At 63.8% G+C, this 26,322-nt stretch carries 26 protein-coding genes and 2 pseudogenes; 12 read left to right on the top strand and 16 right to left on the bottom strand.

Annotated features, from left to right (window positions below; all coding sequences use genetic code 11):
* Positions 1-34: 34 nt before the first annotated feature.
* A complete protein-coding gene (locus J5J10_RS17010; RefSeq protein WP_211930765.1) occupies positions 35-1,243 on the top strand; it encodes an MFS transporter in 1,209 nt (402 codons plus the stop codon).
* Positions 1,244-1,290: 47 nt separating this feature from the next.
* Here J5J10_RS17010 and J5J10_RS17015 read toward each other — a convergent pair whose 3' ends face one another.
* The 4 genes from J5J10_RS17015 to J5J10_RS17030 all read right to left on the bottom strand — a co-directional run bounded on the left by J5J10_RS17015 (position 1,291) and on the right by J5J10_RS17030 (position 4,503).
* Complete coding sequence (locus tag J5J10_RS17015; RefSeq protein WP_208548173.1) at positions 1,291-1,674, bottom strand: hypothetical protein; 384 nt, start codon at positions 1,672-1,674, stop codon at positions 1,291-1,293.
* A gap of 84 nt (positions 1,675-1,758) precedes the next feature.
* Entirely contained in the window at positions 1,759-2,292 is a 534-nt protein-coding gene (locus J5J10_RS17020; protein ID WP_211930766.1) for a GNAT family N-acetyltransferase, read from the bottom strand.
* 19 nt (positions 2,293-2,311) lie between these two features.
* Positions 2,312-2,890, bottom strand: coding sequence for an XRE family transcriptional regulator (locus J5J10_RS17025; RefSeq protein ID WP_211930767.1), 579 nt, complete (start codon positions 2,888-2,890; stop codon positions 2,312-2,314).
* Between the two features lie 65 nt (positions 2,891-2,955).
* Entirely contained in the window at positions 2,956-4,503 is a 1,548-nt protein-coding gene (locus J5J10_RS17030) for a VOC family protein (RefSeq protein WP_249116762.1), read from the bottom strand.
* 133 nt (positions 4,504-4,636) lie between these two features.
* Between J5J10_RS17030 and J5J10_RS17035 the strand changes: the two genes are divergently transcribed.
* On the top strand, positions 4,637-5,362 hold the full coding sequence (locus J5J10_RS17035; protein WP_211930768.1) for an MOSC N-terminal beta barrel domain-containing protein: 726 nt from the start codon (positions 4,637-4,639) through the stop codon (positions 5,360-5,362).
* Here J5J10_RS17035 and J5J10_RS17040 read toward each other — a convergent pair.
* On the bottom strand, positions 5,347-7,032 hold the full coding sequence (locus tag J5J10_RS17040; RefSeq protein WP_211930769.1) for an FAD/NAD(P)-binding protein: 1,686 nt from the start codon (positions 7,030-7,032) through the stop codon (positions 5,347-5,349). The genes J5J10_RS17035 and J5J10_RS17040 overlap by 16 nt on opposite strands.
* Positions 7,033-7,178: 146 nt before the next feature.
* Here J5J10_RS17040 and J5J10_RS17045 point away from each other — a divergent pair, with 146 nt between their 5' ends.
* Entirely contained in the window at positions 7,179-7,412 is a 234-nt protein-coding gene (locus tag J5J10_RS17045; protein WP_211930770.1) for a DUF2171 domain-containing protein, read from the top strand.
* Positions 7,413-7,499: 87 nt separating this feature from the next.
* Here J5J10_RS17045 and J5J10_RS17050 read toward each other — a convergent pair whose 3' ends face one another.
* Complete coding sequence (locus J5J10_RS17050) at positions 7,500-9,413, bottom strand: HAMP domain-containing methyl-accepting chemotaxis protein (RefSeq protein ID WP_282959991.1); 1,914 nt, start codon at positions 9,411-9,413, stop codon at positions 7,500-7,502.
* Between the two features lie 338 nt (positions 9,414-9,751).
* Positions 9,752-10,153 carry a ketosteroid isomerase-related protein gene (locus J5J10_RS17055; RefSeq protein ID WP_211930772.1) on the bottom strand — a complete coding sequence of 134 codons (402 nt, stop codon included), beginning with the start codon at positions 10,151-10,153 and terminating at the stop codon, positions 9,752-9,754.
* An 82-nt stretch (positions 10,154-10,235) separates the two neighbouring features.
* Here J5J10_RS17055 and J5J10_RS17060 point away from each other — a divergent pair, with 82 nt between their 5' ends.
* The 3 genes from J5J10_RS17060 (at position 10,236) to lepA (ending at position 14,006) form a co-directional block, all read left to right on the top strand.
* Complete coding sequence (locus J5J10_RS17060) at positions 10,236-10,823, top strand: GNAT family N-acetyltransferase (RefSeq protein ID WP_211930773.1); 588 nt, start codon at positions 10,236-10,238, stop codon at positions 10,821-10,823.
* Entirely contained in the window at positions 10,824-12,092 is a 1,269-nt protein-coding gene (locus J5J10_RS17065) for an MFS transporter (RefSeq protein WP_211930774.1), read from the top strand.
* A 93-nt stretch (positions 12,093-12,185) separates the two neighbouring features.
* Positions 12,186-14,006 carry a translation elongation factor 4 gene (gene lepA, locus J5J10_RS17070; protein ID WP_211930775.1) on the top strand — a complete coding sequence of 607 codons (1,821 nt, stop codon included), beginning with the start codon at positions 12,186-12,188 and terminating at the stop codon, positions 14,004-14,006.
* A gap of 1,006 nt (positions 14,007-15,012) precedes the next feature.
* On the opposite strand, the gene J5J10_RS17075 is transcribed toward lepA, so the two are convergent.
* The gene (locus J5J10_RS17075; RefSeq protein ID WP_249116763.1) at positions 15,013-15,468 is read right to left on the bottom strand and encodes a helix-turn-helix domain-containing protein; all 456 of its coding nucleotides are present in this window, start codon (positions 15,466-15,468) and stop codon (positions 15,013-15,015) included.
* On the opposite strand from J5J10_RS17075, the gene J5J10_RS17080 reads away from it, so the two are divergent.
* Genes J5J10_RS17080 through J5J10_RS17090 form a run of 3 tightly spaced genes read left to right on the top strand, consistent with a single transcriptional unit; the run spans position 15,461 to position 16,356 of the window.
* The gene (locus J5J10_RS17080) at positions 15,461-15,766 is read left to right on the top strand and encodes an antibiotic biosynthesis monooxygenase family protein (RefSeq protein WP_211930776.1); all 306 of its coding nucleotides are present in this window, start codon (positions 15,461-15,463) and stop codon (positions 15,764-15,766) included. The genes J5J10_RS17075 and J5J10_RS17080 overlap by 8 nt on opposite strands.
* Positions 15,767-15,823: 57 nt before the next feature.
* Positions 15,824-16,054, top strand: a complete 231-nt coding sequence (locus J5J10_RS17085) for a type II toxin-antitoxin system CcdA family antitoxin (RefSeq protein ID WP_211930777.1) — start codon at positions 15,824-15,826, stop codon at positions 16,052-16,054.
* A gap of 2 nt (positions 16,055-16,056) precedes the next feature.
* On the top strand, positions 16,057-16,356 hold the full coding sequence (locus tag J5J10_RS17090) for a CcdB family protein (protein ID WP_211930778.1): 300 nt from the start codon (positions 16,057-16,059) through the stop codon (positions 16,354-16,356).
* 2 nt (positions 16,357-16,358) lie between these two features.
* Here the strand turns inward: J5J10_RS17090 and J5J10_RS17095 are convergent, their stop codons facing one another.
* Positions 16,359-17,381: a hypothetical protein gene (locus J5J10_RS17095; protein WP_211930779.1), complete on the bottom strand. Its 1,023-nt coding sequence runs from the start codon at positions 17,379-17,381 to the stop codon at positions 16,359-16,361.
* A gap of 225 nt (positions 17,382-17,606) precedes the next feature.
* On the opposite strand from J5J10_RS17095, the pseudogene J5J10_RS22530 reads away from it, so the two are divergent.
* A pseudogene (locus tag J5J10_RS22530) lies at positions 17,607-17,777 on the top strand (DUF1508 domain-containing protein); the annotation flags it as partial.
* A gap of 54 nt (positions 17,778-17,831) precedes the next feature.
* Positions 17,832-17,972, top strand: a pseudogene (locus J5J10_RS22535) (YegP family protein); the annotation flags it as partial.
* Between the two features lie 24 nt (positions 17,973-17,996).
* Here J5J10_RS22535 and J5J10_RS17105 read toward each other — a convergent pair.
* The 7 genes from J5J10_RS17105 to J5J10_RS17135 form a co-directional block, all read right to left on the bottom strand.
* Positions 17,997-19,040: a Gfo/Idh/MocA family oxidoreductase gene (locus J5J10_RS17105; protein WP_211931280.1), complete on the bottom strand. Its 1,044-nt coding sequence runs from the start codon at positions 19,038-19,040 to the stop codon at positions 17,997-17,999.
* Between the two features lie 10 nt (positions 19,041-19,050).
* Positions 19,051-19,836: a ThuA domain-containing protein gene (locus J5J10_RS17110; RefSeq protein WP_211930781.1), complete on the bottom strand. Its 786-nt coding sequence runs from the start codon at positions 19,834-19,836 to the stop codon at positions 19,051-19,053.
* Between the two features lie 130 nt (positions 19,837-19,966).
* Positions 19,967-20,263, bottom strand: coding sequence for a hypothetical protein (locus J5J10_RS17115; protein ID WP_208548154.1), 297 nt, complete (start codon positions 20,261-20,263; stop codon positions 19,967-19,969).
* Between the two features lie 80 nt (positions 20,264-20,343).
* Positions 20,344-20,835 carry an acyl-CoA thioesterase gene (locus J5J10_RS17120; protein ID WP_208548153.1) on the bottom strand — a complete coding sequence of 164 codons (492 nt, stop codon included), beginning with the start codon at positions 20,833-20,835 and terminating at the stop codon, positions 20,344-20,346.
* 93 nt (positions 20,836-20,928) lie between these two features.
* The gene (locus J5J10_RS17125; protein ID WP_211930782.1) at positions 20,929-22,527 is read right to left on the bottom strand and encodes a CRTAC1 family protein; all 1,599 of its coding nucleotides are present in this window, start codon (positions 22,525-22,527) and stop codon (positions 20,929-20,931) included.
* Positions 22,528-22,535: 8 nt separating this feature from the next.
* Positions 22,536-23,855 carry a vanadium-dependent haloperoxidase gene (locus J5J10_RS17130; RefSeq protein WP_211930783.1) on the bottom strand — a complete coding sequence of 440 codons (1,320 nt, stop codon included), beginning with the start codon at positions 23,853-23,855 and terminating at the stop codon, positions 22,536-22,538.
* A 234-nt stretch (positions 23,856-24,089) separates the two neighbouring features.
* Positions 24,090-24,635 carry a DUF3833 family protein gene (locus tag J5J10_RS17135; protein WP_211930784.1) on the bottom strand — a complete coding sequence of 182 codons (546 nt, stop codon included), beginning with the start codon at positions 24,633-24,635 and terminating at the stop codon, positions 24,090-24,092.
* Positions 24,636-25,884: 1,249 nt separating this feature from the next.
* Here J5J10_RS17135 and J5J10_RS17140 point away from each other — a divergent pair.
* Positions 25,885-26,316 (top strand): hypothetical protein, encoded by a 432-nt coding sequence (locus J5J10_RS17140; RefSeq protein ID WP_211930785.1) that lies wholly within the window; start codon positions 25,885-25,887, stop codon positions 26,314-26,316.
* The last annotated feature ends 6 nt before the right edge of the window (positions 26,317-26,322 follow it).

Below are 26,322 nucleotides of genomic sequence, written 5' to 3' on the forward strand. Positions count from 1 at the left end.
CTCCCTCATCCATCTCCTCCCAAGGACACCTTCCATGACCCCATCGCACACTGCCGCCATTCCGGCGCAACCGGCCGGTCTTTCCGCCGGCCTCACCTTCGTCATGGCCGCCGCCTGCGGCCTGATCGCGGCCAACCTCTATTATGCCCAGCCGCTCGCCGGACCGATCGCGGAATCGATCGGCCTGCCTGTTCATGCCACCGGCCTGATCGTGACGCTGACCCAGATCGGCTACGGGCTCGGCCTGCTGTTCCTGGTGCCGCTCGGTGACCTCGTCGAGAACCGGCGTCTTATTCTGACGATGATCGGCGTCGTCACGCTGGCGCTCATCGCGGCGGGCCTCTCCACCACGCCGGGGCCTTTCCTCGCCGCCTCTCTCGCCATCGGCCTCGGCGCCGTCGCGGTGCAGATGATCGTGCCGTTCGCGGCCGGTCTCGCGCCGGACCGTGCGCGCGGCAAGGTGGTCGGCAATGTCATGAGCGGGCTGATGGTCGGCATCATGCTGGCGCGGCCGGTCTCCAGCTTCATCGCCCAGTTTGCCTCCTGGCACGCGGTCTTCTTTCTCTCCGCCGCTGTCATGGTCGGGCTTGCGACCGTGCTCGCAACGCAGTTGCCGCGCCGGGCGCCCTCGACCCGACTCGGCTATTTCGGGCTGATCGGCTCGATGGGACGGCTTCTCGTCTCCCAGCCGGTGCTGCAGCGCCGCGCCGCCTACCAGGCCTTCCAGTTCTCGAGCTTCAGCCTGTTCTGGACGGTGACGCCGCTCTATCTCGCCGGTCCCGCCTTCGGGCTTTCCCAGACCGGGATCGCGCTGTTTGCCCTTGCCGGGGTCGCCGGCGCCATCGCTTCGCCGATCGCCGGGCGGCTGGCGGACCGCGGGCTTGCCAAACCCGCCACCGCCTTCGGATTGCTGAGCGGCGTCGCCGGATATCTGATCACGCATATCGCGCCTGACGGCAGCGCGATCGCACTGGCACTGCTGACGCTCGCCGCCATCCTGATCGATTTCGGCGTGACGATGACGCTCGTCACCGGGCAGCGGGCGATCTACGGCCTCGGCGCCGATCTGCGCAGCCGGCTGAACGGCCTCTTCATGGCGATCTTCTTCACCGGCGGCGCCATCGGCTCGGCGGTCGGCGCCTGGGCCTATGCCGAAGGCGGCTGGGCGCTCGCCTCCATGATCGGCGGCGCGCTGCCGCTCACGGCGTTCATCGTCTTCCTGACGGAAAGACGCAGCCGTTGAACACGGGACCCGCGCGGACGCCACCCGGCGCCGCGCGGGTCGTGCCCTTACTCGGTCAGGTGGATTTCCTCGGTCTCGCCGCCGGTGCAGACATAGCAGCAGTCCTCGCAGGCTTCGGCATTGTCAGGCCCGGTTCCCCAGTAGCTGCCCTGATCGCCGGAAATCCAGGCGCCGTAGCAGATGCTCTCACCCTCTTCGCACGACAGCGGGATCTGCTTCGTCTCACCGTCGTCCAGCATGAAAACCTGATTATTGCCCGGCCAGACATAGTCGCGATCCTGGCTGTAGAGCTCCACCTCGACCGCGTTCGGATGGTCGTTGCGCATGATGAAGGTGACGTCCGAAGCCATCGCGGCGCCGGCTGCGAGAGCGGTAGACAAGACAAGGACGGCACCCGCGACACGACGCGTTGCCGAAAGACGAATGAACATGGCGATGATCCCCTCTGATGACCCTTTCGGGTGTCTCTCTCGTAGCAGAGGAAAAATCGGTCCGCCCGACCAAAAATGGTTGTCTTATCGTCCGGGTAGGGGCGCCACGCGCTTGTAGAACACCGTCGTGTCGCAATAGCGGCCATCGGGATAGAGCGCATAGTCGGGGATCACGCCGGAGCGCTGCCAGCCGAGCTTTTCGTAGATGCCTTCGGCCAGTTCGCCGGTGGCGGTGTCCAGCACGAGAAGCCCCCGCCCGGCCTTCGCCGCGGCCTCCTCCGCCGCCTGCATAAGGCGCCTCGAAAGCCCCAAGCCGCGGGCGCGACGATGGACGAGCAGTTTCATCAGGTCGCCCCGATGCGGCTGGTTCGGCTTCTGCGCGAAACCGACCTGCACCGTTCCCGAAACCCGGCCATCCACCTCCGCGACGAAGAGCAGGACCTCGCCACGCTTTACGCCGGCGATCACACCGCGCCAGAAGGCCTCTGCCTCGCCCGGCGCCAGCGGTGCCATGAAGCCGACCGAGGCGCCGTCCTCGACGCAATCGGCAAGGATATCGCAGAGATCGGGCAGTGCCTTCAAAGCTTCGGTTTCGTCGAGCTGGCGGATGACGGTCATGGGTGGCTCCGGGAAATAGTCAGCGGGGGCCGAGATCAATGATCACGGCGTAGCGGGCGGGTTTGTCGGTTCTGTTGCGGAAGGCGTGCACGTCGCCGACATTCATGTAGAGGCAGTCGCCGGGGCGCAGCGTGTGGACGTCCTCGCCCACGAGCAGTTCCATCTCGCCCTCGAACTGCCAGACATGTTGCCACTGCGTACGGCTTGCCTGCTGGCCCTCGAAGGCCACTTCGGCACCGGCCGGAAATTCCACCTCGACCACGTCGACGCGCGCGCCGGTACCCTGCGGCGCCACGACGCGCCTCAGATAGCCCGTCTCCGGATCGCGCCACACCGGCTGGTCGTCTCGGCGGACGAGCGGCATCGCCGGGGCGTTATCGGTGGCGAAGAAGACCGAGAGCGAAACGCCGAGCGCCGAGCAGATGCGCGCCAGAAGGGCTGCCGTCGGGCTTGCCTCGGCGCGCTCGACGCGGGAGATCATCGCCCGGCTGACGCCTGAGAGTTCCGCCAGCTGGTCGAGAGTCAAACCCCTCTCGGCGCGCAGGGCCTTGACCCGCTCGCCGACGACCGCCTCGAACTGTTCATCGTGATTTTCCATTATCGGAGATTTAAATTCTCTTATAATGGAGTCAAGGGAAATTCAGCGGGACAGACGCAACTCTATCACCGTGCCCCGTCAAGCCAGGCCCGTACGGTCGGAATATCCTCCGGCGAAAGGCCGTGCCCCGCAGCAATCTGCCGATGGGTCAGGCTCGCTCCACAGCGGAGAAACCACGCCGCCAGCGGCTCGGCGCGGTCGGCGAATGGATCGTCCCGGCCGGTGACCATCAGCACCTCGACGCCCTTCAGGTCGCCCTCGGGCATATCGTCCAGCACCGTGGCGCCGCGGATGAGCACCGCGCGACGGATCAGCCGCGGATGCAGCGCCATCACGGCGGCGATGAAATTGGCACCATTGGAGAGACCGAGGAAGGTCAGGCTCCCGGGATCGAGCCGGTAGCCGGCGATCGCCCCCTCGACGAAGGCGGCAAAGGCCTCGGCCTCCTTCACGATATCGGCCTGGTCGAAACTAACAGTCGAAAACCGCCGGAACCAGCGGGCGATGCCCTCTTCCGTCGCGCGGCCGCGCACGCCGAGCAGCGTCGCGTCGGGGGCGATGCGGTGGCCAAGCGGCATCAGATCCGCCTCGCTGCCGCCGCTGCCGTGCAGCAGCACGATCGTCTCCTCGCCCGGCTGTTCCGGCACGAAGAAGCGATGAACGAACGGCAGGTCACGAACCGGCATCCGCGGCTCGCCCGGCATGGCGAACTGCGGCAGCAGCACCCTGATGTCCTCGGCCCGCTCGATATCATCCGGCGGTACGAACAACGTTTCGCCCAGTGTCGCCTCGTCCTCGTCAACCAGGAAACCCGGACCGTCGGTAGCAAGCTCGATCAGCGTCCCGCCCGGCTCGCGCACATAGAGCGAGTAGAAGTATTTGCGGTCGTGAACGTTGATGACCGACGAATTTCGTTTCTTCAGCTCCGCCTCCGCCTGCCGGACTGCATCGACATCCGCGACACGGAAGGCCACGTGATCGGCGGTGCCGGTGCCGGGAATGCCGGGCACATAACCGGTCGCATCGCGCACATCGACGATATCGGTCTCCGACACCATCCGCTGCAGCGCGCCATTCACTGGTCCCGGCCGGTAGCCGAAACGGGCGATAAATGCGGTCGTTTCCTCGGCCGCGTCGCTCAGGATCGTCACGCCACGCAGGCGGATCGGAACGAGCGGTCCATCCCCAGCGCGAGCCGCACCCTCGACGCCGACCAACTTGATGATGATCCCGTCGGGGTCCTTCAGCCGCAGCACGGTTTCGCCAAATTCCCGCATCGGCCCTTCAACCGTCACGCGATGGTCGAGCGCCCGCGTCAGCCATTCGCCGATCATGTCCTGCGGCACCGCGAAAGAGACCTCCGAGACCTGGCCGTTGCCGACGCGTCCCGGCGCGCCATCCTGCCAGACGAGGAAGGTGATCAGCGTGCCGGGCGAACCGGTGCGGTCGCCGTAGATGAGGTGCAATTGTTCGGCGTCCTCGAAACCGCCGGTGCGCTTGACGATCCGCAGCCCCAGGAAACCGACGTAGAAGTCCACATTCGGCTGCACCTGGCGGGTGATCAGCGTGACATGATGGATGCCGCTTTCAAAGCGCGTGCTCATTTCGGTCATGGGTGCCTTCCGGAATAATGCCTCCGGACGAATCCGGTGCACGGACCATAGAAAGAAATCGTCCGGTCGTCTGCCCATTGCGTCTCTCATCCGTTATGCATCGTGACCACATAGAGAAACGGAGAACCCGCCCATGCGAAAGATCGGACGTGTCGTGGAAGTTTGGCGCTATCCCGTCAGTTCCGTCGGCGGCGAGCAGCTGGAGCGGATTTCCGTGACGCCCACCGCTGTCGTCGGGGATCGCCGCTTTGCTCTGTTCGATTCGGAAACCGGCAATCCGGCCGCGCCCGAGGAAGAGCCCCGCTGGCGACCCGCCCTGTTCCTCTCCGCCGAAACGGGCGAGGACGACCTGCCGCGACTGCGCTTCCCCGATGGGTCCGCGATGGGCCTCTCCGACGCATCGCTCAAGACACGCCTCTCCGATCATTTCGGCTTCGCGGCCGAGGCCGGCGCCTATGGCTCGAGCGGCACTCTGCCCTCCGTCTACAATCGCTACGAGGTCTCGCCGGTTCATATCGTCACCACCGCCTCGCTCGCCCGGCTGGCCGAGCTTGCAGGAACAGGTGAAGCGGACCGCCGGCGCTTCCGGCCCTCCATCCTGATCGAGACGGACGAGGGCGACGGTTTCGTCGAGAACGGCTGGATCGGTCGACCAATCGTCATCGGCGATATCGGCGTTGCAATCACCGAGGCGACGAGGCGCTGCGGGCTGACGCTCTCGGCCCAGCCTGGCATCGAGAAGAGACCGGAGATGCTGCGCACGGTCATCCGGCACAACAATCGCAATCTCGGGGTCTACGGCGAGCCTCACGCCTCCGGTATCATCGCGGCCGGCGACGCTGTTTACGCCGACTTCTGAAGCAAGCCGCCGCGATCCGCATGGATATCGTCGATGATGGCCTCGGAAACGGTCTCACCAATTTCCGCCGCGCTGGTAATCCCCTGTACGAAGGGCTGCTTGTGCAGCAGGAAGGGGATTGCCGCGCAATAGAGACGATTGCAGAGACCGGTCGCAAGCTTCGGACGATAGGCATCGTCGACATCGATCCCGCCCGTGCGCACCTGTCGCGCCGTGTCGTCTGGTTCGACAACCCGCTCCTTGACGGTCGTCGCCTCCTTTACGCCGCCTTGTGAAACAAGCGTCGGAAACGGCATGTCGGTCGCCGAAAGCGCGCTCTGCCCTGTCGCATCGATGAGGGCATCGAACGCATGCGTTTCGTCACCGACGACAATTTCCGCCCCCCGCTCCCGGCCCTCCGTCACGATCTCATAGTCTTGTCCGAGCCGCAGGATATCGAGAACGCCGGCGCGGTGCAGCGCCAGCATCCGACCGATCGACATCAGCGGGACCGTTGCGTAGTCATCGACGAAGACATTTTTGAAATGCTTGTGGAAGCGCTTGAGGTCTGTCTCGTTGAGATGGGGAATGGCGCGGGCGATGATCTCGTGGGTGATCAGGATCGCGTAGCGCCATGGCACGGTATAGCGCCGTTCGCGGTTCTGCTCGGTTTCGGCCAGGTTCTTCGCCGCCCAGACGAAGGGATCGGCTTCCATGCGGTCGGCATAATAGGCATCGGCAAAGGTCTCCACCGTCAACCGCCACAGACCGATCTTCGCCGCGTAATCCGGATCGGCCGCCATCAGTTCGGCGCGGAAGAGTTCGAACAGTTCGTCCAGCAGGTCGCCCCGGCCGGTGGCGATCAGCGCGTCGACCGCCTCCTTCGTGCAGACCTCTGGATCGCGATAGGGCAGCGGGCAATAGAAATCGGCTTCCGGCAACAGGCCCTTGCGCGACATCATCGTCGCATGAAACGCCGGGCTCTCCGCCGCCGGCGCAAACTGCAGGTCGCCGGTCGCGTCGTAGTGGAAGGTGCCGTTGCCGGTCGCCACCGTCATCAGCGCGTCGATGCCGCTCAGCGACGTCCCGAGGATGCCGACCCGGCAGTTGCGCACCTCGGCCAGTTCACCCGCCGGCCAGGGCGAGATGAAGTAGCCGGGCTTGACCTCCGTCTTGTCCGGCCAGTTGTGGCCTGTCGCCATGACCACGTGATCGAAGACCGCCTCGACGGGCTCGTCCTCGCCTGCCTTTACGGTCAGCATCACGTCATGCAGCTGCAGCGTGATGTCCACGACCTTCTGCCGCTCGCGCACGTCGATCACATGGCCGTTTGCGAGACCGCGCTCGACGATGCGCAGGAACTGGTCGCGCATGTATTCGCCGAGCACCACACGGGGGTAGAACTCCCGCCCGTCGATCGCCTCGCGACGGATGCCGAGCCGCTCGAGGTCTTCGTCGCCCTGCCGTGACAGCCATTCGACCAGCGTTTCGGTGAGTGCCGGAATCTCGATGCTCGGAATGTTCGACAGCATGGCCGGATCGTTGAGGCCCGGATGGTAGGGCATGCCCTTGCCGGCCTCGGCTTCCGCCTCGAAGACAGTGATGTTGAGCGGCACATCGGCCTCGACGAGCCCCTTCAGCGTGTAGAGCCCGGTCGGACCCGAGCCGATGATCGCGATTCGCGACTGCATTGTGGTGAGCCCCCATTGTGAAAGAGCGCCAGTGCGCACAGGCTTCTTCAATGGACGAAAGGCCTTCCGGTTCCCTACCCCCCGCGGGAACCTTCGATCGGGACTCGTGTTTTCCTGTTGTTGTCAAACAAACAGGAGGAATACCCATGATTTCCGCTGACCAGATTCGCGAACATATGGAAGTCCGCGCGCTCGACGGCGCCCATGTCGGCACCGTCGACCACCTCGAAGGCTCGAACCGGATCAAGCTGACCCGCAACGATTCCCCCGACGGCCAGCACCACCTGATCCCGCTCGACTGGATCGATCACATCGACGAGCACGTGCATCTCAGCAAGAACCTCGACGAGGTGCGCAACCAGTGGACCTCGATCAACTGATCGAGATGCCTACATGACAAAGCCGCGGCCGGAATGCCGCGGCTTCGTGCGTTGAAGTTCAGACTCGCACCGGGTCTGGTTCGCCGCTCAAAAGTTTTCCCAGGCGGGTTCGGCCACGGCGGCGTTGCCATGGGTAGCGGCGACCGTTGTTCGCGTGGGCGCATTCGCGGCTTTGAGCGAGCGTGCTGAACGGGTATTTGACGGTGCATTTACCGCAGGCGCTGGCGCCTTGCCCCCAACCTCGAACCTGCCGATCAGCGTGAACAACGCCTCGGCTTCGCGTGCCAGGGAATGGCTTGCGGCGGTCGATTCCTCCACCATCGCGGCGTTTTGCTGGACGTTCTGGTCCATGGAGTTCACGGCCGTATTGATCTCCTTGAGACCCATCGACTGTTCGCGCGCGGCTTCGACGATGGCGACCACATTGGAGCGGACGTCCATCACCTGCTCGACGATCGCGTCCAGCACCTTGCCGGTTTCCGATACAAGCGAGACACCGTCGCGCACCTGTTCGCCGGATTTTCCAATCAACGCCTTGATCTCCTTGGCCGCCTTGGCGGAGCGTTGCGCGAGTTCGCGGACCTCCTGCGCGACGACGGCGAAGCCCTTGCCCGACTCTCCGGCGCGCGCCGCTTCAACCCCGGCATTGAGTGCCAGAAGATTGGTCTGGAAGGCGATGTCGTCGATGACCCCGATGATATTTGAGATCGCGCGCGACGAGGCCTCGATCGCCTGCATCGCCTCCACCGTCCGCCCGACGATCGCGCCGGACCGGGTGGCGGTGTCGCGGGCAACATTCACCAGCTTGCCCGCCTCGTCGGCGCGGCGGCTGGAATCGGCACCGGTGCTGGTGATCTGCTCGAGCGCGGCGGCGGTCTCCTCGACCGAGGCCGCCTGCTGGGCGGTGCGGTTGGCGAGATTGTCGGCCGCGGCGCGGATCTGGCCCGAGCCCGCGGCAATGACCTGGGCGTTCTCGCCCACCGCCCGCATGGCGTCGTCAAGCTTGGTCACGGCAGCGTTGAAGTCCTGGCGGACCTTGTCGAGACGCGCGGTAAAGACGTCATTGATCCGCACGGTCAGCCGGCCGGCCGCGAGTTCGCCGAGCGCATTGCCGAGGCTTTCCACCGCAAAGCGGATTTCCTCGGCGTCCGCCGCCTGCACGCGCTCGCGTTCCTGTCGTTGCCGTTCCTGTTCGTCGCGGTTTTCCGCAGCCTCGCGTTCCAGTTTCACCCGTTCCCGGGCATTGTCGCGGAAGACGGCAACGCTTGCCGCCATCCGCCCGATCTCGTCGCGACGGCCCTCGCCGAAGATATCGACCTCGTTGTTGCCACCGGCCAGTGTCCCCATGGCATCCGACAGGGCGTCGAGAGGCCGTACGACACCGCGCGTCACCGTCCAGACCGAGAAGGCCGCCACCGTCACCGCGACCGCGCAAAGCGTTGCCATGATCACGAACATCTGGTCCTTCAGCGCATTGCCGGCCTCCAGGTTTTCCTTGGCGACACGGATCTGCAGGTCGATCAGCTTGGCGATATCCTCGCCCAGCGGATCGATGGTCGGATAGAGATCGGTCTCGGCGAAGCGGGCGATCGCCTCGAGATCGCCGGCCTCGAGAATCCGACGGAGCTCCGCGACCCCCGCGTCGGCGCGCGTGCGCTGCTTGCCGAAATTCTCTGCGAGCGCCGCTTCCTCGGGCGTCAGGTAGGTCGCCATGTAGGCTGTCCATTCGGCCTCGATGTCGCCCAGCGCCTGATCGACGCTTGCCAGACCCTCGGCCGGCGTCAGCGTGCCGGCACGCACCTTGTGGGCGGTGTCGACGATGTTGACGGCGTAGCGGTCGGAGATGGTCTTCAACTGTTCAAGCGGGATGACGCGATCCGCCACGATGGTGCCGGCCAGCGCCGATTCCTGGCGCAGGGCGTGAAATGAGAAAGCCGAAATGCCGACGATCGTGGCGATCATCAGCGCGATGCAACCGACAAGTTTCATCCGAATTGTCATTGTGTGCTCTCGATCAAGCAGATGAGGCCTCCGGTCACAAGACCGCAGGCGCCGTTCAAACAGGAGATAAGGGATGTCTCTGCCAGCGCGTTCCCCTGCGCCAGCATGCCCCCGCTCTGCAGGTTTTAGGAGCGTGGTGTTTACGGTTTGCTAAAATATTCGCGAAAGATGATATGCAATATGACAGATTTGCGACAGAGATAGCCGGACGGTAAACCACGCGTTAAGGTGGCATACCCCTGTCGCATGGCTATCCCGTCCACACAAAAAAAGACCCGCGCCGAATGCGGCACGGGTCGAGGCGCGGGTATTCTAAATTCTTCCGACCGCGAGGCGGTTCAGCCGCCGACCTGGGCGATCCAGTCGGGCAGGTTGTAGTAGTTGGAAATGCGGGCGACCTTGCCGTCCCTGATGTCGAAGAAGGCGCCGGCGGGCAGGCGGTATTTCTGGCCCTTGGCTTCCGGCAGGCCCTCGTCGGTCGCCAGATACTCGCCGTTGACGATGAACTCGGCCGCGCCGCGCTTGCCGTCGGCGCTCGCCATGATCACGATGTCGGTCAGCACCTCGTTGTAGCAGCGGTTCATGTGGTCCATGAACTTCGCGAATTCGGCCTTGCCGGTCTGGCGGCCGCCCTGGTTGATGTCGTGGGCGACATCGTCTGTCAAAAGCGACAGGAAGGTCTCCATGTCCTTGGCGTTGAAGGCGTCGTAATAGGCGCGGATCGTCTCGGCGGCGGTCATGTCAAAACTCCTGACGTTTCTCAAGCTTCACCCTTAGGGTCGCGGAGGGTATAACCGCTCCGCAACGGACTGAAAACACTCTATGGCCCTCACCATCAAATCCTTTTCGGGTAGCGACGCTTCGCCGTTCTTCGACGACCTCGCGCGGCTCAGGATCACCGTCTTCCGCGATTTCCCGTACCTCTACGAGGGCGATGCCGACTACGAGCGCACCTACCTCTCGACCTACGCGAAGTCGCAGGGCTCGGTGTTCGTGCTCGCCATCGACGACGGCAAGGTCGTGGGGGCCTCGACCGGCATGCCGATGGCGGCGGAAACGGAAGAGGTGAAGGCGCCCTTCCTCGCCGACGGTCGCGATCCCTCGGACTACTTCTATTTCGGCGAAAGCGTGCTCCTGCCCGTCTATCGCGGTCGCGGCATCGGCGTCGCCTTCTTCGAGAAGCGCGAGGCGCAGGCAAGGCGGCTCGGCCTGCCGCACACCACCTTCTGTGCCGTCGAGCGTCCAACCGATCACCCCCGCCGGCCGGCGGACTACGTGCCGCTGAATGCCTTCTGGGAGAAGCGCGGCTATACCCACCATCCGGAGCTTCGCACCCACTTCGTCTGGCGCGATCTGGACGACATCGGGGAAAGCCCCAAGCCGCTCTCCTTCTGGATCCGGACACTCTGAATGACGACAGCGCCCGCAATCCGCGCCAGTTCCCCGCTCTCGATCGCCGCCATCGTCCTGTCGATGACATCGGTCGCCATCGGCAATGGCATGATGTTCGCCTACGTGCCCTTCGTGCTGGCCACCACCGAGGCGCCGACCTGGATGGCGGGTGCGGCGGTCACGGCCGTCGCCTTCGGCGGCCTCGTCGGCTGCGTGATCGCCGGCCCGCTGATCCGCCGCGTCGGACACGCCCGGCTTTTCGCCTGCTCGATGGCGCTCGTCATCTTCGCCGCCGTGATGATCGCGGCGGGCACCAATCCGCTGGTCTGGGTGCTGGCGCGCGGGCTCTACGGCGTCGCCGGCAACACCAATTTCATCATCTCGCAGAGCTGGCTCAACCATGCCGCCGACAATTCCTGGCGGGGCAAGGCGATGTCCGGCTTCTACATGGCCTATGTGTTCGGCATCGGCTTCGGCGCCTGGCTGTTCGGTCAGATCCCCGCATCGGGCAACCTCGCGCCACTCGCCACCATCGCGTTTACCGCGCTCGCCATCCTGCCGATCGGGCTCACCCGCCTGCCCACACCACCGGCGCCGGCCCGCGTCTCGATCGACCTCAAGCTTGCCTGGTCGAGCTCTCCCGTCGGCCTCATCGGCGTTCTTGCCGCCGGCGGGCTCTCGATGGTCGTCCAGGGCTTCACGCCGATCTATGCCGCCGCCAACAATGTCGGCCAGCAGGAAGTGGCGCTTTTGATGTTCGTCATGCAGTTCGGTCTGATCTTCATCCAGTATCCGATGGGCGTGCTCTCCGACCGGATCGACCGCCGGATCGTGCTGATCGCCACCTGCCTGCTGATCGCGGTCACGGCCGCCGTGTCGCTGACAGTTTCGTTCTCGCAGATTCTCATCCTGATGGTTGTCTTCGCGGTCTTCGCCGGCGCGGTCGAGACCGTTTACTCGATCGCCAACGCGCATGCCAACGACCGGACCGAGCCGGAGGATTACGTCTCGCTCTCCTCCACCCTGCTCGTCGCCTGGTCGGCGGCGGCAACCATCGTGCCGCTTCTCGTCACCATGCTCACCCCCGTCTTCGGCGAAACGACCTTCATCTACGCCGCGCTGATCGTCGCGCTTGCCTATGCCGGCTTCGTCACGCTTCGCCTCGGCCGGCAGAAACCGGTCCCGGCGGAGGCGCGCGAGGGCTTCGAGATTCTCAGCGCGCAGGTGCCGAACGCGACCGTGATCACCGATCCCTCGGTCGAGAAGCCGGGCGAGGGTGAGCGCTGACCGGCGGTACTTGCCGAAAACCCGCGTCCGCCGGGGCTTCGCCCTTTCTTTTCCGCTTTGCGACAGGGATTCGCACTGCTATATGCGCGAGCCATGAGCACCGATCGCACCCCTCTCGACCATATCCGCAACTTTTCCATCGTCGCCCATATCGACCATGGCAAATCGACGCTGGCCGACCGCCTGATCCAGTCGACCGGCGGCCTTGCCGATCGCGAGATGTCGGAGCAGGTTCTCGACAACATGGAGATCGAGCGGGAACGCGGCATCACCATCAAGGCCCAGACGGTGCGCCTGCACTACAAGGCCAACAATGGCGAGACCTACGTGCTCAACCTGATCGACACGCCCGGCCACGTGGACTTCGCCTACGAAGTCTCGCGCTCGCTCTCGGCCTGCGAAGGCTCGCTGCTGGTCGTCGATGCGTCCCAGGGCGTCGAGGCTCAGACGCTCGCAAACGTGTACCAGGCGATCGACAACAATCATGAGCTGGTGACGGTCCTCAACAAGGTCGACCTGCCGGCCGCCGAGCCCGAGCGCATCAAGGAACAGATCGAGGAAGTCATCGGTATCGATGCCTCCGAAGCCGTCCTCATTTCGGCGAAGACCGGCCTCGGCATTCCCGATGTTCTCGAAGCCATCGTGCACAAGCTGCCGGCGCCGAAGAGCGAAGGCGGCGAAAAGGCCCCGCTCAAGGCGCTGCTGGTCGACAGCTGGTACGACACCTATCTCGGCGTCATGGTTCTGGTGCGCGTGCTCGACGGCGTGCTGACCAAGGGCCAGACGATCCGCATGATGGGCACGGACGCGAAATACACGATCGAGCGCGTCGGCGTGCTGACGCCGAAGATGGTTGCCGTCGATTCCCTCGGCCCCGGCGAAATCGGCTTCTTCACCGCCTCGATCAAGGAAGTGGCCGATACCCGCGTCGGCGACACCATCACCGAGGACAAGCGCCCCACCGAAAAGATGCTGCCGGGCTTCAAGCCGGCCCAGCCGGTGGTGTTCTGTGGCCTCTTCCCGGTCGACGCCGCGGACTTCGAAGACCTGCGCGCCGCCATGGGCAAGCTGCGCCTCAACGACGCCTCCTTCTCCTTCGAAATGGAATCGTCGGCTGCCCTTGGTTTCGGCTTCCGCTGCGGCTTCCTCGGCCTGCTCCACCTCGAAATCATCCAGGAGCGCCTCGAGCGCGAATTCGATCTCGACCTGATCGCGACCGCCCCATCGGTGGTCTACAAGCTCTACATGACCGATGGCACCGAGCGCGAGCTGCACAATCCGGCCGACATGCCCGACGTGGTCAAGATCGAAGAGATTCACGAGCCGTGGATCAAGGCGACGATCCTGACCCCCGACGACTATCTCGGCGGCATCCTGAAGCTCTGCCAGGACCGCCGCGGCATCCAGACCGAACTCACTTACGTGGGCAAGCGCGCGATGATCACCTATGAGCTGCCGCTCAACGAGGTGGTCTTCGATTTCTACGACCGCCTGAAGTCGATCTCCAAGGGCTACGCCTCCTTCGACTATCATCTCGACGGCCATCGCGAGGGCAACCTCGTGAAGATGTCGATCCTCGTCAATGGCGAGCCGGTGGATGCGCTGTCGATGATGGTTCACCGCATGGCGGCGGAAAAGCGTGGCCGCGATATGTGCGAAAAGCTCAAGGACCTGATCCCGAAGCACATGTTCAAGATCCCGATCCAGGCCGCGATCGGCGGCAACGTGATCGCCCGCGAAACCATCTCGGCGCTCCGCAAGGACGTGACCGCCAAGTGCTACGGCGGCGACGCGAGCCGCAAGCGCAAGCTCTTGGACAAGCAGAAGGCCGGCAAGAAGCGCATGCGTCAGTTCGGCAAGGTGGAAATTCCGCAGGAAGCGTTCATCGCGGCGCTGAAGATGAGCGACGAGTGAGGGACGCGTCCGGAATTTGTACATAGTGGTTTCGTGCAGCGCCAGAGAAACGACATGTGACCCATGCTTTAAAACAACGGAATTGTTGCGCCGCGCATGCCTTATGGTGGAAGCTAAAGACTAAACCTCAGCCGGTACGTAGCCGCCGAAAAGGGCATTGCGATTGGAGAGGCCGAGCAGTAGTAATGGAGATCACAGTAGGAAAGCATTGTGATATCGACTCCTAAGTGAATTTTTTCGGTTCGTCGCCCATACGCCTATCGACGGTTGATTTTTAAATCTTTCCACTTCCCTTTGAGTTGATTTTCGTGGTAGTACGCCATACCTAGTGGGGCATACGGAGCCGGCCCAATCTTGCTGGCACTATCTCGAACAAATCGCTTCATAGTACGTTAATCTTGGACGACTTATGATGCGTGACGGCAGCAGAGGGATATCTAAGGTGGATGAGAACCCGATTCTTGCTTTGATGTTTGCAACGTACATGGGTGTTGCAGCCGCTCTATTGGCCGCCAACGTCGCCCTGATATTGTTGCGTCTGTCTAACCACCATAATAGCAAATTGGCTGCTGTAATCCGTAGTGTGGGACATAGGGTCTCGTTCCTTAGGCTAGGCGATGGCAGAGGGCGACGCAGAATGGGCGATCACGCTTGAGCATATATTCCTTTCTAGTAAATCTCCCCACGGTTTACTGGATCGGCGTTGGCGGAAGTATCGGCGTTGAGCTGTTAGCAGCGCTAAGGGAATGCTCCGAGCTCGGAGGGGCGCTCCCGCCCAGATATAAGAGGATACCTTTTCTATTTTTCCGCGGCAGTTTTGCCCTCGTTGCAGGGGCAGTACCTGTGATGCTGCACGCGGCGAACGAGCTGTCTGCCTTTTACCTGGGTGCTAGCGCACCACTATTCCTTGATAAGTTACAACGTGGTGTGGATCCCTCTCCTTCAAATGGCGAAGCGTAACTTAATGCCACCTCATCTACTCGAACTCATCAACGAATAACGTCATTTAAGTCACTGAAGAGCCTTTGCACTTCTCTTCCCTCCCAGCATACCTCAACCCCCAATCGCCCATGGCATTCAGCACCGGCACCAGCGACAGGCCGAGTTCCGTATATCTGTATTCGACATAAACCATCTCGCCCTCCTTCACCGGATTGCGCGAGACGATGCCGTCGCGGGTCAGCGCCAGCAGGTTTTCGTGCAGCACCTTTTCCGAGACGCCGACGACGCGTCGGAGTTCTCCGAAGGTGGCGGCGCCTTCGCGCAGGTGCCAGAGGATGCGCGGCTTCCATTTGCCGCCGATCACCTTGATGGTCGCGAACACCGGACAGTCGCGGATCTTGTCGATTTCCATCTTGCCCATCTCCACCGCCGCCTCCCGCTTACCTCCGGGTAAGCTCTTGCCCGCCCGCTCGATTTGGTCACCATGCGGCAAACCCTCGAAAGGACATGGCATGATCATCGAGTATATCCGCTACGACCTGAAACAACATCAGCCTGACGACCTCATCGCCGCCTACCGGACGGCGGCGCCGCATCTTCAAGCCGCGCCGCAATGCCTCGGCTACGAGCTGACGCGCTGCGTCGAGGAACCCGCTAGCCTGACGCTGCGCATCCTCTGGACATCGACGGACGACCATCTGCAAGGCTTTCGGAAAGGTCCGCATTTCCCGCCCTTCCTCGCCGCCATCCGGCCATTCATCGGCGAGGTCGCGGAAATGCGGCACTATGAGGCGACTGACGTGTCGTGGCAGCGCTGAAGACGCTACTCTTCAGCCTCGTTTCGCGCTATGATGGCACATCTTCGGAGTTGCCCCATGTCGATCCATGCCCGAAAGCCCCATGACGTGACCGTCAGCGAAGCGCTCGTCGCCGAGGCGGTGGAGCTCGGCCTTGATGTAACCGGCGCCGCCGAAAAGGGCATCGCGCTTGCCATCAAGGCGGAGAAGGAGCGGCGCTGGAAGATCGAGAACGCCGAGGCGATCCAGGCGTCCAACGATTATGTCGCCAAACACGGTCTGCCGCTCGCCAAGTACCGGCTGTTCTGACAATGGCGCGGTTCCACGTTCACCGGATCGGGAACGATGGAAGCCTTGCTCTCGACGTGCAATCCAACCTGCTCAGTGACCTGACCACCCGCGTGATCGTACCGCTCGCCCCTGTCGGGGATGTCGCGACGTTGATCCCTCGGCTCAACCCGCGCCTTGCAATCGACGGCGAGACGTTCGCACTGCTGACCCAGTTCGTGACCACCGTCCCCGTTTCGGCTGTCGGCCCCTCCGTCGCCGACCTCTCGCCCCGCGCCGACGAAATCACCGCCGCCACGGATTTCCTGTTCCAGGGCTTCTGAGCTCAGTCCCAGGCGATGTCGAATTTAAGCGTCGCGTTTCCACTCGTCAGCGAATGGCCGGTGATGTCGCAACTGGTCTTGGAGCGCACGGGGGCCGCACCCTCCAGGGTGAACTGCGCCATGGCGTAGGTAATGTGGTAGTGGCCGCGCACCTCGTAGTCGGTCGCCGGGCAGCCCTTCTTGAAGGTATGGGCGAAGCCTTCGATCAGCACGCCATCGGGATTATCCATGATCCACGGCTTGCCGTGGAACAGCACCGTGCCGCGCTTCACCGTGCCGGCGATCGACTTCTTCGGCCGTTCATAGGCAATGATCCCCTTGGCACCGTCGACGATGACGATCGAGCCGTTGTGGTCGTAGGGAATGCCATTGAGCGTGTCGATGTCGATCACCTCCACCTCCGACAGGCGGCCAATGCCGTTTCCGGACGGAACCTCGGCCGGGACTCGAGCCGGGGCTTCGGAAGCGACCGGGGCGGCAACCTTCATGACGCCGCTCGGCACCGCGTTGTCGCGCAGGCCCTCGGCATAGACGAGCTTGCCCTCTTCGCAGGTCCGCCAGATGCCGTATTCGCCCTCATGATACCGCCATACAGGAAAGCAGAAGCCGGGACCAAGGATTTCGACGTCGGGCCAGTCGCTGTCTGCGCGCGGATGGAAGGCGAGTTCGGATCCGGGAAAACCGAAGGCATCGGTCCAGCCGCCCTTGCCGTCGGAGATCAGCAGGCTGATCTCGGAGCCCGCGTGACCGAAACAGCTTGCCGCACCGCTTGCCTGCATATGGACGATGATCTCATCGATCGCGTCGCCGTTGATATCCCTGACCTCGTAGGGCAGTTCCAGCTTCGAGCCAGTCGCTTCCGGGCAGGCGCGCATTTCCGGCGTGTCGAGGGTGGCGAGTGCGGCGTCGATCTCGGCCTGTGTCAGGGCAAGTGCCGGCAGGGGCGCCAGCATGGCCACGACAAGGCCCGCCGTGGCCAGTGTCCGCATCGTCATCGGGGTCCGTCTGGGGGCGCCTGTCGTCATGGATCATTTTCTCCTGCCTGCATGTCGCGGGAGAGATTGGAATGCCAACCTTAAGCGAGTTGTTAACGGCGGCGCTGCGAGTAACGGCAGGCTTTTCAGAGAGTTAAGCCTGTCCGCCGCATTCGCGGAAAATGCCGGGCGGCAGGTCGACGGCTCGCATATTTACATTTGAATGAATTTCAGTAGCCTTCCCTAATGGGGTGACAAGAAAGAGAGGGAGAGGGCATGCACAAGTTCAAGATCGTCAAGACCGAGAAGGGCGAGTACCGCGTCCAGTTCGTCTACAATGCCGAGATCATGGTGTGGTCGGAAAACTACGCGTCGAAAGCCAGCGCGAAGAATTGCGTGGACTCGCTGAAGAAGAACGCGCCGGGGGCACCCGTCGTCGATCTCACCAAGGAAGAGACCGGCAGCGGCTACCGGTTCGAGATCGACAAGGCGAAGAACGGCGAGACCTTCGTGCGCTTCCGGGCCGGAAACGGCGAAATCATGGTGCGCTCGGAAACCTACAAATCGAAATCGACGGCCAAGAACTGCATCGCTTCGATCCAGAAGCGGGCGGCCGAGGCGCCGGTCGAAGAGGTGGACTGACTTCAGCAGTCCGCCATCGCGGGTTCAGACCTCCATCTCCCGCCGTTCCCGCTCCGTTACCATGGCGAGATCGAGGATCTTCTGCAGGTTGGCGGCGTAGCGGAAGGTCGGCTCCTGCACCGAGCCGCGACCGATCGCCTTGATGAACTTCTCGTAGTTGGTGCCGACAGGCTCGACCTCGATCTCGCGCCAGACCGCGAGTTCGACGTCCTCCTTCAGGCAGGCCCTCAGGCTTGATCCATCGACGCGGTGGATCACCTCGAGCCCGCCCTTGTCGCCGTGGATGCGCAGGCGCAGTTCGTTCAGGTGCCCCGTCGCCCAGCGGCTCGCATGGATCACGCCGATCGCGCCGTTCTCGAACTCCGCCGTCATGCTGAAGCTGTCATTGGCGTCGAGCTCGTATTCGCCGATGCGGTTGCCCGGCGCCTTTTCGAAGGTCTTCAGCCTCGCAAAGACACTGTCGATCGACGTCGCCGCGCCATAGCAGGCGAAGTCGAGGATGTGGATGCCGACATCGCCCAGCACGCCGTTCGACCCGTGGCTGGTCGAGAGCCGCCACAGCCATTGCGATTCCGTCGACCAGTCGCCCCAGGCCTTGGAGACCAGCCAGCTCTGCAGGTAAGAGGCCTCGATATGGCGCACCTTGCCGATCTCCCCCGCCATCACCATGGCCCGCGCCTTCTGCACATGGGCGACATTGCGGTAACTCAGGTTGACCATGTTGACGATGCCGGCGGCTTCGGCCGCATCCGCCATTTCAGCCGCCTTGGCATAGGTCTCGGCCAGCGGCTTCTCGCACATCACGTGCTTGCCGGCGGCAATCAGCGGCATGGTGGTCGCGTGGTGGATACGGTCCGGCGTCACATTGGTCGCGGCGTCGAACTCGCCCCAGGCAAGCGCCTCGTCAAGCGAAGTAAAGGTGTCGGCAATGTTGTGACGGGCGGCGTAGGCACGGACCTTTGCCATGTCGACATCGACGGCGGCGACGATTTCGACGCCGGGAACGGTTCCAAAGTTCATGGCATGGGTATTGGCCATGCCGCCCGTACCGACGACGAGCAGGCGAATGGGGGGCATGTCAGCGGTATCCTTCCTCGCCGTCGGCGTGCAGTCTGGGTCCACGCTCGGTGATCGGTTCAAGCGCCTTGTCGACGGGCACATTCGGCGCATCATGGACGCTCTTCAGCGCCGGCGCCGGATTGTAGGCCCAGCGGACGGCGTTTCGCAGCACCTTCTGCACGGTCTCGTCGTGATAGGTCGGATAGGTCTCGTGGCCGGGGCGGAAATAGAAGATGTTGCCGGCGCCGCGTCTCCAGGTCATGCCGGAGCGGAACACCTCTCCGCCGGCGAACCAGGAGATGAACACCGTCTCCAGCGGCTCCGGCACAGAGAAGAACTCGCCGTACATCTCCTCGTTCTCGAGAACGAAGTTTTCCGGAATGCCCGCCGCGATCGGATGGCCGGGATTGACGGTCCAGATGCGCTCGCGCTCACCGGCTTCGCGCCATTTCAGCGCGCAGGGCGTGCCCATCAGCCGCTTGAACGGCTTGGCGAAGTGGCCGGAATGCAGGACGATCAGCCCCATGCCCTCGTGAACACGTCGCGCGACACGCTCCACGACGTCGTCCGAGACGGCACCGTGGTCCTTGTGGCCCCACCAGAGCAGCACGTCGGTTCGCTCCAGACGCTCTTCGGAAAGTCCGTGCTCCGGCTCCTGCAGCGTCGCGGTCGATACCTCGATCTCGCCGTCACCGGCCAGCGACTTGGCGATCGTCTCGTGCATACCATCGGGATAGAGACCCCGGACGATGTCATTCGTGTGCTCGTGAATGTTTTCGCCCCACACAACCGTTCTGATCGTCACCTGGACTTCTCCTGCCTGACTGTTTCGCTCCAACCATCATCGTCGCGCCCGATTGTGGCAAGGCCGGGCCGCGGCGATAAAAAAAGGCCGCCCGCCACGGGGCGGACGGCCTTGTTCCCGTCAGGGAACCTTACGGCGTGGTCGTGCTCGGCGTCGTGGTCGACGGAGCGGTTTCCGTTGCCGGCGGGGTCGCCGGAGCCACCGGATCGACCGGCTCGGCGCTCGGCGCGGTTTCGGTCACGGCCGGCGGGGTGGTCGAGGACGTGGTGGCCGGATCGGTGCCCGGAGCGCTCATCAGCGACCAGACGACGACGCCCAGAAGCAGCACGGCGGCGACGGCGATCCAGGGGGTCCACGACGGGCCACGCGGCGGCTGCGGCGTCGGCTGGAGATCGGGACGGTTGGTCATGTTCGGGTCATAGGTCATTTTCGCATTCCTCCGTTGGACTGACGGGAAAATGCGGATCGCGGATTTTGGTTCCGCCGCCCTGTCTGACGTCACCGGTTTCAGTCGGCCGCTTCCTTGACCTCGCGGAAGCGGGCCTCGACCTCGCGCCGCAGCTCGCGCCGCAGTTCCGCCTCTCGGGCGCGGCGGCGTTTCTCGTCGCCATCGAGGACGAGTTCGGGCACCGCCGTCGGCCGTCCGGCTTCGTCTACAGCGACCATGGTGAAGTAGCAGCTGTTGGTGTGCCGGCGCTCGCCGGTGCGGATGTTTTCCGCCTCGACGCGGATGCCGATTTCCATCGAAGTCCGCCCGGCGAAATTCACCGAGGCGCGGAAGGTGACGAGCTCGCCGACATGGATCGGCTGGCGGAACACCACCTGGTCGACCGACAGCGTCACCGCATACTGTTGCGAGAAGCGCGAGGCACAGGAATAGGCGACCCGGTCGAGAAGGTTCAAAAGCGCGCCGCCATGCACCTTGCCGGAAAAGTTCGCCATGTCGGGCGTCATCAGCACCACCATTTCCAGCTGGCTCGGGTCATGTGCGCGGTCCATGGGCTCTCCTTCGATGCGGCGGGTCGGCGCCAGAATAGGCGTAGACCACGACCTCGGAAAGCGGCAGGCCGAAAGAGGCTGTGGAGACCGGTGCTAAAGCGGCTCGCCGGGCTGCCAGCGGCGGAGCGGCCGGTCGCGTTCGACAATGTAGAAGCCGTCCGCCTCCACCCTTTGCCAGTCGCCCTCGGTGCCATCCGGCCAGAGCACGCGGATCTCGGTCGCGCCGAGATCGCCGAGACCGACATGATGCCAGCCGGTCTTGCCGCCGGCATGGCCGCCGCCCACCGTCACCTCGCGCCGCATGGTGATATCGCCACGCTTCACCTCGATCCAGGCACCGATCGCATCCCGGTTCGGCCCGTCCTGCCGGAGCGCGACCTCAAGGAAGTGCCCAGCGCCCTCCGTGGCATTACGCCAAAGTTCGACCGGCGAGCCCTGGTTGACGACGACGAGATCGAGCCGGCCGTCGAGATTGAAGTCGGAGAGCACGCCGCCGCGACCCGTCGCCATGCTGGCAACGCCGGCCTTGTCGCCCATCTCGACGAAACGGCCGTCGACCTTCTGGACCAGCAGATTGTTCGGGTCGCGGTCGGCGAAATCAGGCATCTTGGCGACATTGCCCTTGACCACCAGAAGATCGACGAGGCCGTCATTGTTGACATCCTCGAATTCCGTGTGCCAGGCGGTCGAGGGACGCACCTCACCGCCGGTATAGGGCCGGTGCGCGGTCACGCCCTTCGCCAGCGCCACGTCGCCGTAGGACGGCTTCGGACGCCCCTCCTTCGGGACCTCCGCCAGCTTCTGCAGCTTGTTGTCGGCCATGCTGGTCAGAAAATATTCCGGATAGCCGTCGAAATCGAGGTCGTAGCCGGCAATGCCCATCCCCCAGATGCGCAGGTATTTCCAGCCTTCTTCCTGCGTGAAGAGTTTCGGCGGCTGACCGGGTTCGACGTGCCACATCTGCTCCTGGCCGCCCTTGTAATACTCGCGGTCGTTGGAGACGCGCAGCGACGGCGTGCCGGAGCGGTCCCAGTCCGTGAACAGGATCGACAGCGGGCAGAACGAGGGTGTAAGCGCCAGCGGCGGCGCGAAACCTTTTCCCTCCGCCGCCGGTCGATGCAGCCAGTTGTCGGTGCAGGAGCCCCAGGGCTCGAAATCCTCGAACCGGTCGATGTAGTTGCCGATCGCAAGCGTCGGCCAGTCGCTCCCCTTTTCCCAGGTGGCGGAAAACGCCGTCGACCAGGCATCGCCGCCATCGAAACCCCAGGCCTCGTTGGCGCGCTCGAACCGGCATTCGCCAAGGCCGCGCATCGCGACATTCTCGCCGGAGCGCAGCAGCACCACATCCTGGAGACCGTCGCCGTCGATATCGAGCGGATAGGCGCCGACCACCTTGTCGAGTTCGAGGCCAGAGTCTCGCTTCTCGAATTTCACTGCCCCGCCGGCCGTACTGGCATTGCGATAGAAACCCGCCGGGTTCTCGCCACCGGCCAGCAGCAGGTCGGCAAAGCCGTCGGCATTGCAGTCGAAGCTCGCCGCGCCGCCGCCGACCATGAACTCCCAGTCGCCGGCATAGGTGCTGTCGATGCCGGCGGCAGCCGTTTCCTCGAGAAAACGCGGCACCAGCGGCTCGTCCGCGGCCGCCGGGGAGACCAGAAGCAGGGCGAGAAGCGGCGCACGCAACAAGGACATGTCGATCCTCATCGGCGTGTCTTCAGGGCCGTGGCGTATTCGCCGATGCAGCGGCCCTGGTCGAGGCCGAGATCGATCGCGGCGCGGAAGTGGATGCCGCCGTAAAGCCTCGAAATACCCGCCTCCTCCGCCGCCTCCCAGAAGCTGCCGAACGAGCGGTTCGGCAGGTTGTCCTTTTCGTGGGTATTGTCGGTGAAAGCGTGATTGTCGCCGAAGAAGGCGGTCAGCACCTCGGCCGCCGCCCCGGACTGAGTGGAGTGTCCGCTCGGATATTCCGGGAAGGGCGGCGTGATCAGCAGCGGCTCCCATTTCGGGTCGATGACGCGGCGGATGTAGGTGACGGGGCGAACGAGATCGTATTCGAACTTCGAATGCCAGCAGCCGATGAAGGCATCGGCAAGCCCGATGCCAAGACGCGCCAGCAGCTCCGCATGGCCGGCGGCATCGGTGTTTTCCTCGCCCAGCACCTTCAGCGCGATGACGATCCAGTGCCCTGGCGGGGTCGGCGACAGCATCGGGTCGTCGGACCAGAAGCGGGCGATGGCCCGATGCTCGTCGGTCAGGCCGTTGACGGCGTCATAGACCTCCTTTGCCTCCTGGCGGAACTGCGATCCCTCCGCCTCGCTGTAGTCAGGCGGCGGCGGCAGGTTGCAGGTCTTGCCATCCGGCATGGCGAAGGTGCGGTTCTCACCCCATCGCGGCAGAAGCGGCTTCTGCTGCTGGTTGATCAGGTTGGTCGGCACCCAGTGGGCCGGGCCTTCCTTCAGCGCGAATTCCAGCGGAAAGCCCATGTTCTCGACCGTGGCGCCGCCATCGTCGGCCGACCAGGCAAGGATGTGGGCGGCGACCGCACGACCATACTCCTGGCTGCGGGCAACGAGGTCCGGAGCCAGGCCGTCCGACACGGCGGCGGTCATCTTCTCCCCGAGCCGCTTCAGTGCGCGCTGCCCGGTCGGGCCGGTATTGCTGAAGAGTTCGGTGGCCGAAGCTTGCAGCGCGGCATTCAGCACCACCGCCTCGTCATAATCGGCGCCTGTCTCGCGCGACGGCACGGGCTGAAGCGCGTTCAGCTGGCCGGCAAGCGAGACCATAGCGTCATTACCAGAAGCAAGCGCCTCGTATCCCGTGACGCCGAGATAGGCGAAGGCGCGGCTGGCGACCGGCGGGGAATAGGTCGGCGTATGGCGGACAAGCTCCAGCACCAGCCGGTACCAGTCGCGAATGACGCTCTCCGTCGCCGGACGCTCCGCCAATGCCGGCTGCGTCACGACAAGGATCGCCGCAATGGCAAAAAACACTGCCGTCACACGGCGTCGAAAATGCTGCATGCTCCCCCCTCCCGAGGTGCCCCCGTCCGGGGGATTTGTTCGCCTGCGGATAATGCATGTCATCGCGCGGGCTGCAAGGGTGGGTTGGGCAAGGCTGCGGCATCGTCTCGATCGACGCGACGGACGAGGCCGGCGAACCCGGTCCACCGTATCGTGGCGTCGTGCTGTTGCGAACGGCCCCGGGGCGCGAGGTCAACGTCCGTTATTTGCCGAACCCGACGCCGCGCCGCCCGGTCATGGCCGGATTGCCTCGGCCGTGGCGCGGCTGCGGGCGAAATTGACCTTCACCCGGGCCACCGGAAAGGCAAACTTGGTCACCAGCGCAGTGTTGCGAAGCGTGCCGTCTTTCTGAAGCACCACCTTGTCGAAGAAGCGGACGATATTGGGTTTGCCGGCACCGGCGTTGAGATCCACCCGGTAGCTGAAGCGGGCGGTGTTGCCGGAGACATGCACCGTGGTCTCGCCGAGAACGTCCTCCCGGGTGCCGGTATAGGTGTTCGGTCCGGTGCGGGTAAAGATCCAGGTCTTGGTGTCGCGTTCGCCGTCGTCGTAGCGGAAGTCCTCCCGCAGCGTCAGTACATTGCCGCGCACGCTGCCGGTGAGATCGACCTTGAAGGAGCGCTGGAGCCCGTTGATGGCGCCGAAGGTGCCGTAGGCATAGGTCTTGCCACGAAAGAAGTCCTCCAGCCTCAGATCGGCGGCCTGGGCCGGAACCATGAACAAAATCGCCAGCAGTGACGCTACGGTGAGGGTGGGGAACAGGCGGTTGAGAAGGGTCATGACAGTTCCTTTCGGTTCATGCCGCGCCTTCTCTACGCCGCCTGTAACCGTCTGGATTGGTGAGAGGCGCTGGAGCAAGGGCCGGTCGGGGACGGGCGGGTGGCGCAACCGGTTCGGGCTGCAACGATAGAGGCCGCCGCCTACCTCCCCCTTGCGGGGGAGGACGGAAAATCGAAGGGTTAGGCGAGCGCAAGCCGCCTAAACTTCAGATTTTCCTGGAGAGGGGCACAGTTCCGTGGGCACGATCGTTACCGAGCCCCTCTCTTGCGAAATCTGAGGTTTGGCCCTGATCGGGCCAATTCCTCGATTTCGCTTTCTCCCCCGCAAGGGGGGAGATGGGCAGGCGGCGTGCCCCATAGCGGACCCCCTCACCGGCAATTTCTAGCACTTAGCTTTCAGCTAAGAGCTGAAATTGCTTCCTCTCCCACAAGGGTAGAGGTGGCGTTCTCCACGCCGGTGCGGCCCTACCTCTCCCTTCGTGGGAGAGGTTACAAAATCACGATCTTAGCAAAGCTAAGTCGTAGATTTTGTTGATGAGGGGGGTGAAGCGCGGTCCGCGCAGCGGAGCAATCGATCCAGTGAATCGATTGCAGCGCCGAACGCCTTGAGCCTTAGCGAAAGGCCGGCCGACATTTTCTCGAAAATTATCTCCCAACAAAATCAGCCTCTTAAAAGAAAAATCCTCCCACCCTCAAAAAAATCCTCCACCCGCCGCGTCCCCCTTTTTCCCGGCGCCCGTATCCTTGTTCCCGTTCCGTCGCGGATACACCACAAGGCGTTGTGGCGAGGCGGGGCCGGCGCTGGTGGCAGGGGAAGGACGCAAGAGCCTGCCACCGGGGTCCGCGGAAAATGGTCTCCCTCCGGCGACATGGGGGAGGACGGGTTTGCAGCCAGGCCCGTCATCCAGCCCTAACCGGGCGCCGGGTGTGTCTGTGGGGCACGGAGGGGAGCGCGGGGTATGCATGCGGCGCGGGCCAACGGACCTGACAAGTCCCGGCGGCGCATGCGGGGTGGAGGTTTGCCTCCACCGGAAACCCGACGCTCTCGCAGAGAGGCCGAAGTCGCGGATAAAAACCGCCGAACGGGGTACCGGAAGGTACCACATACTAAACTAACGAGGTGCCCCCGGTACCCCGTCCGCTTCCCCTTTTGTCTGGAGTTGAGGGGAAGACATTACAGGTGATGCCGAACCGGAGGGTGAAGACCTGGCCGGTGTTTTGGGGTGCGATTTTTTTTCAGGAGCGAACAAATGGACAATCACGAGACGACGAAGACCGAAGGACTGACCCATCTTTTCACCATGCAGGCGGCGGAACTCACCGGGATCCCGCTGCTCTGCACGATTGCCGGCTGCAGGCGCGACCGACGGTGCGGCATGAAGGATTTCGTGAAGGACGAACCCTTCTGCATGAGCCTTGCCTCGGTGCGCGACCGCCGGCGGATCGCGGAGATCGTCCGGGAATGCATCGCCCTGACCTCTACCTTGCAGCAGGGGCGCGACTACCACCTGGAGCCGCGTGGCCAGCGCCGCCGCGCGCAGGACGACGCGCTCCGGATCATGTCCGGCCTCCACACGACGGACGACGATCCGCCCGCCCGCTGGAAGCGGCTTCGCCGCAGATATGTGAAAGCGCCCTTGCGGCCAAAGGGGCGCGGCCAACGGCACCCGGTCAAGGGTTGAGATGCC

The organism is Ciceribacter sp. L1K23 (assembly GCF_018122705.1).
Taxonomy (GTDB): Bacteria; Pseudomonadota; Alphaproteobacteria; order Rhizobiales; family Rhizobiaceae; genus Allorhizobium.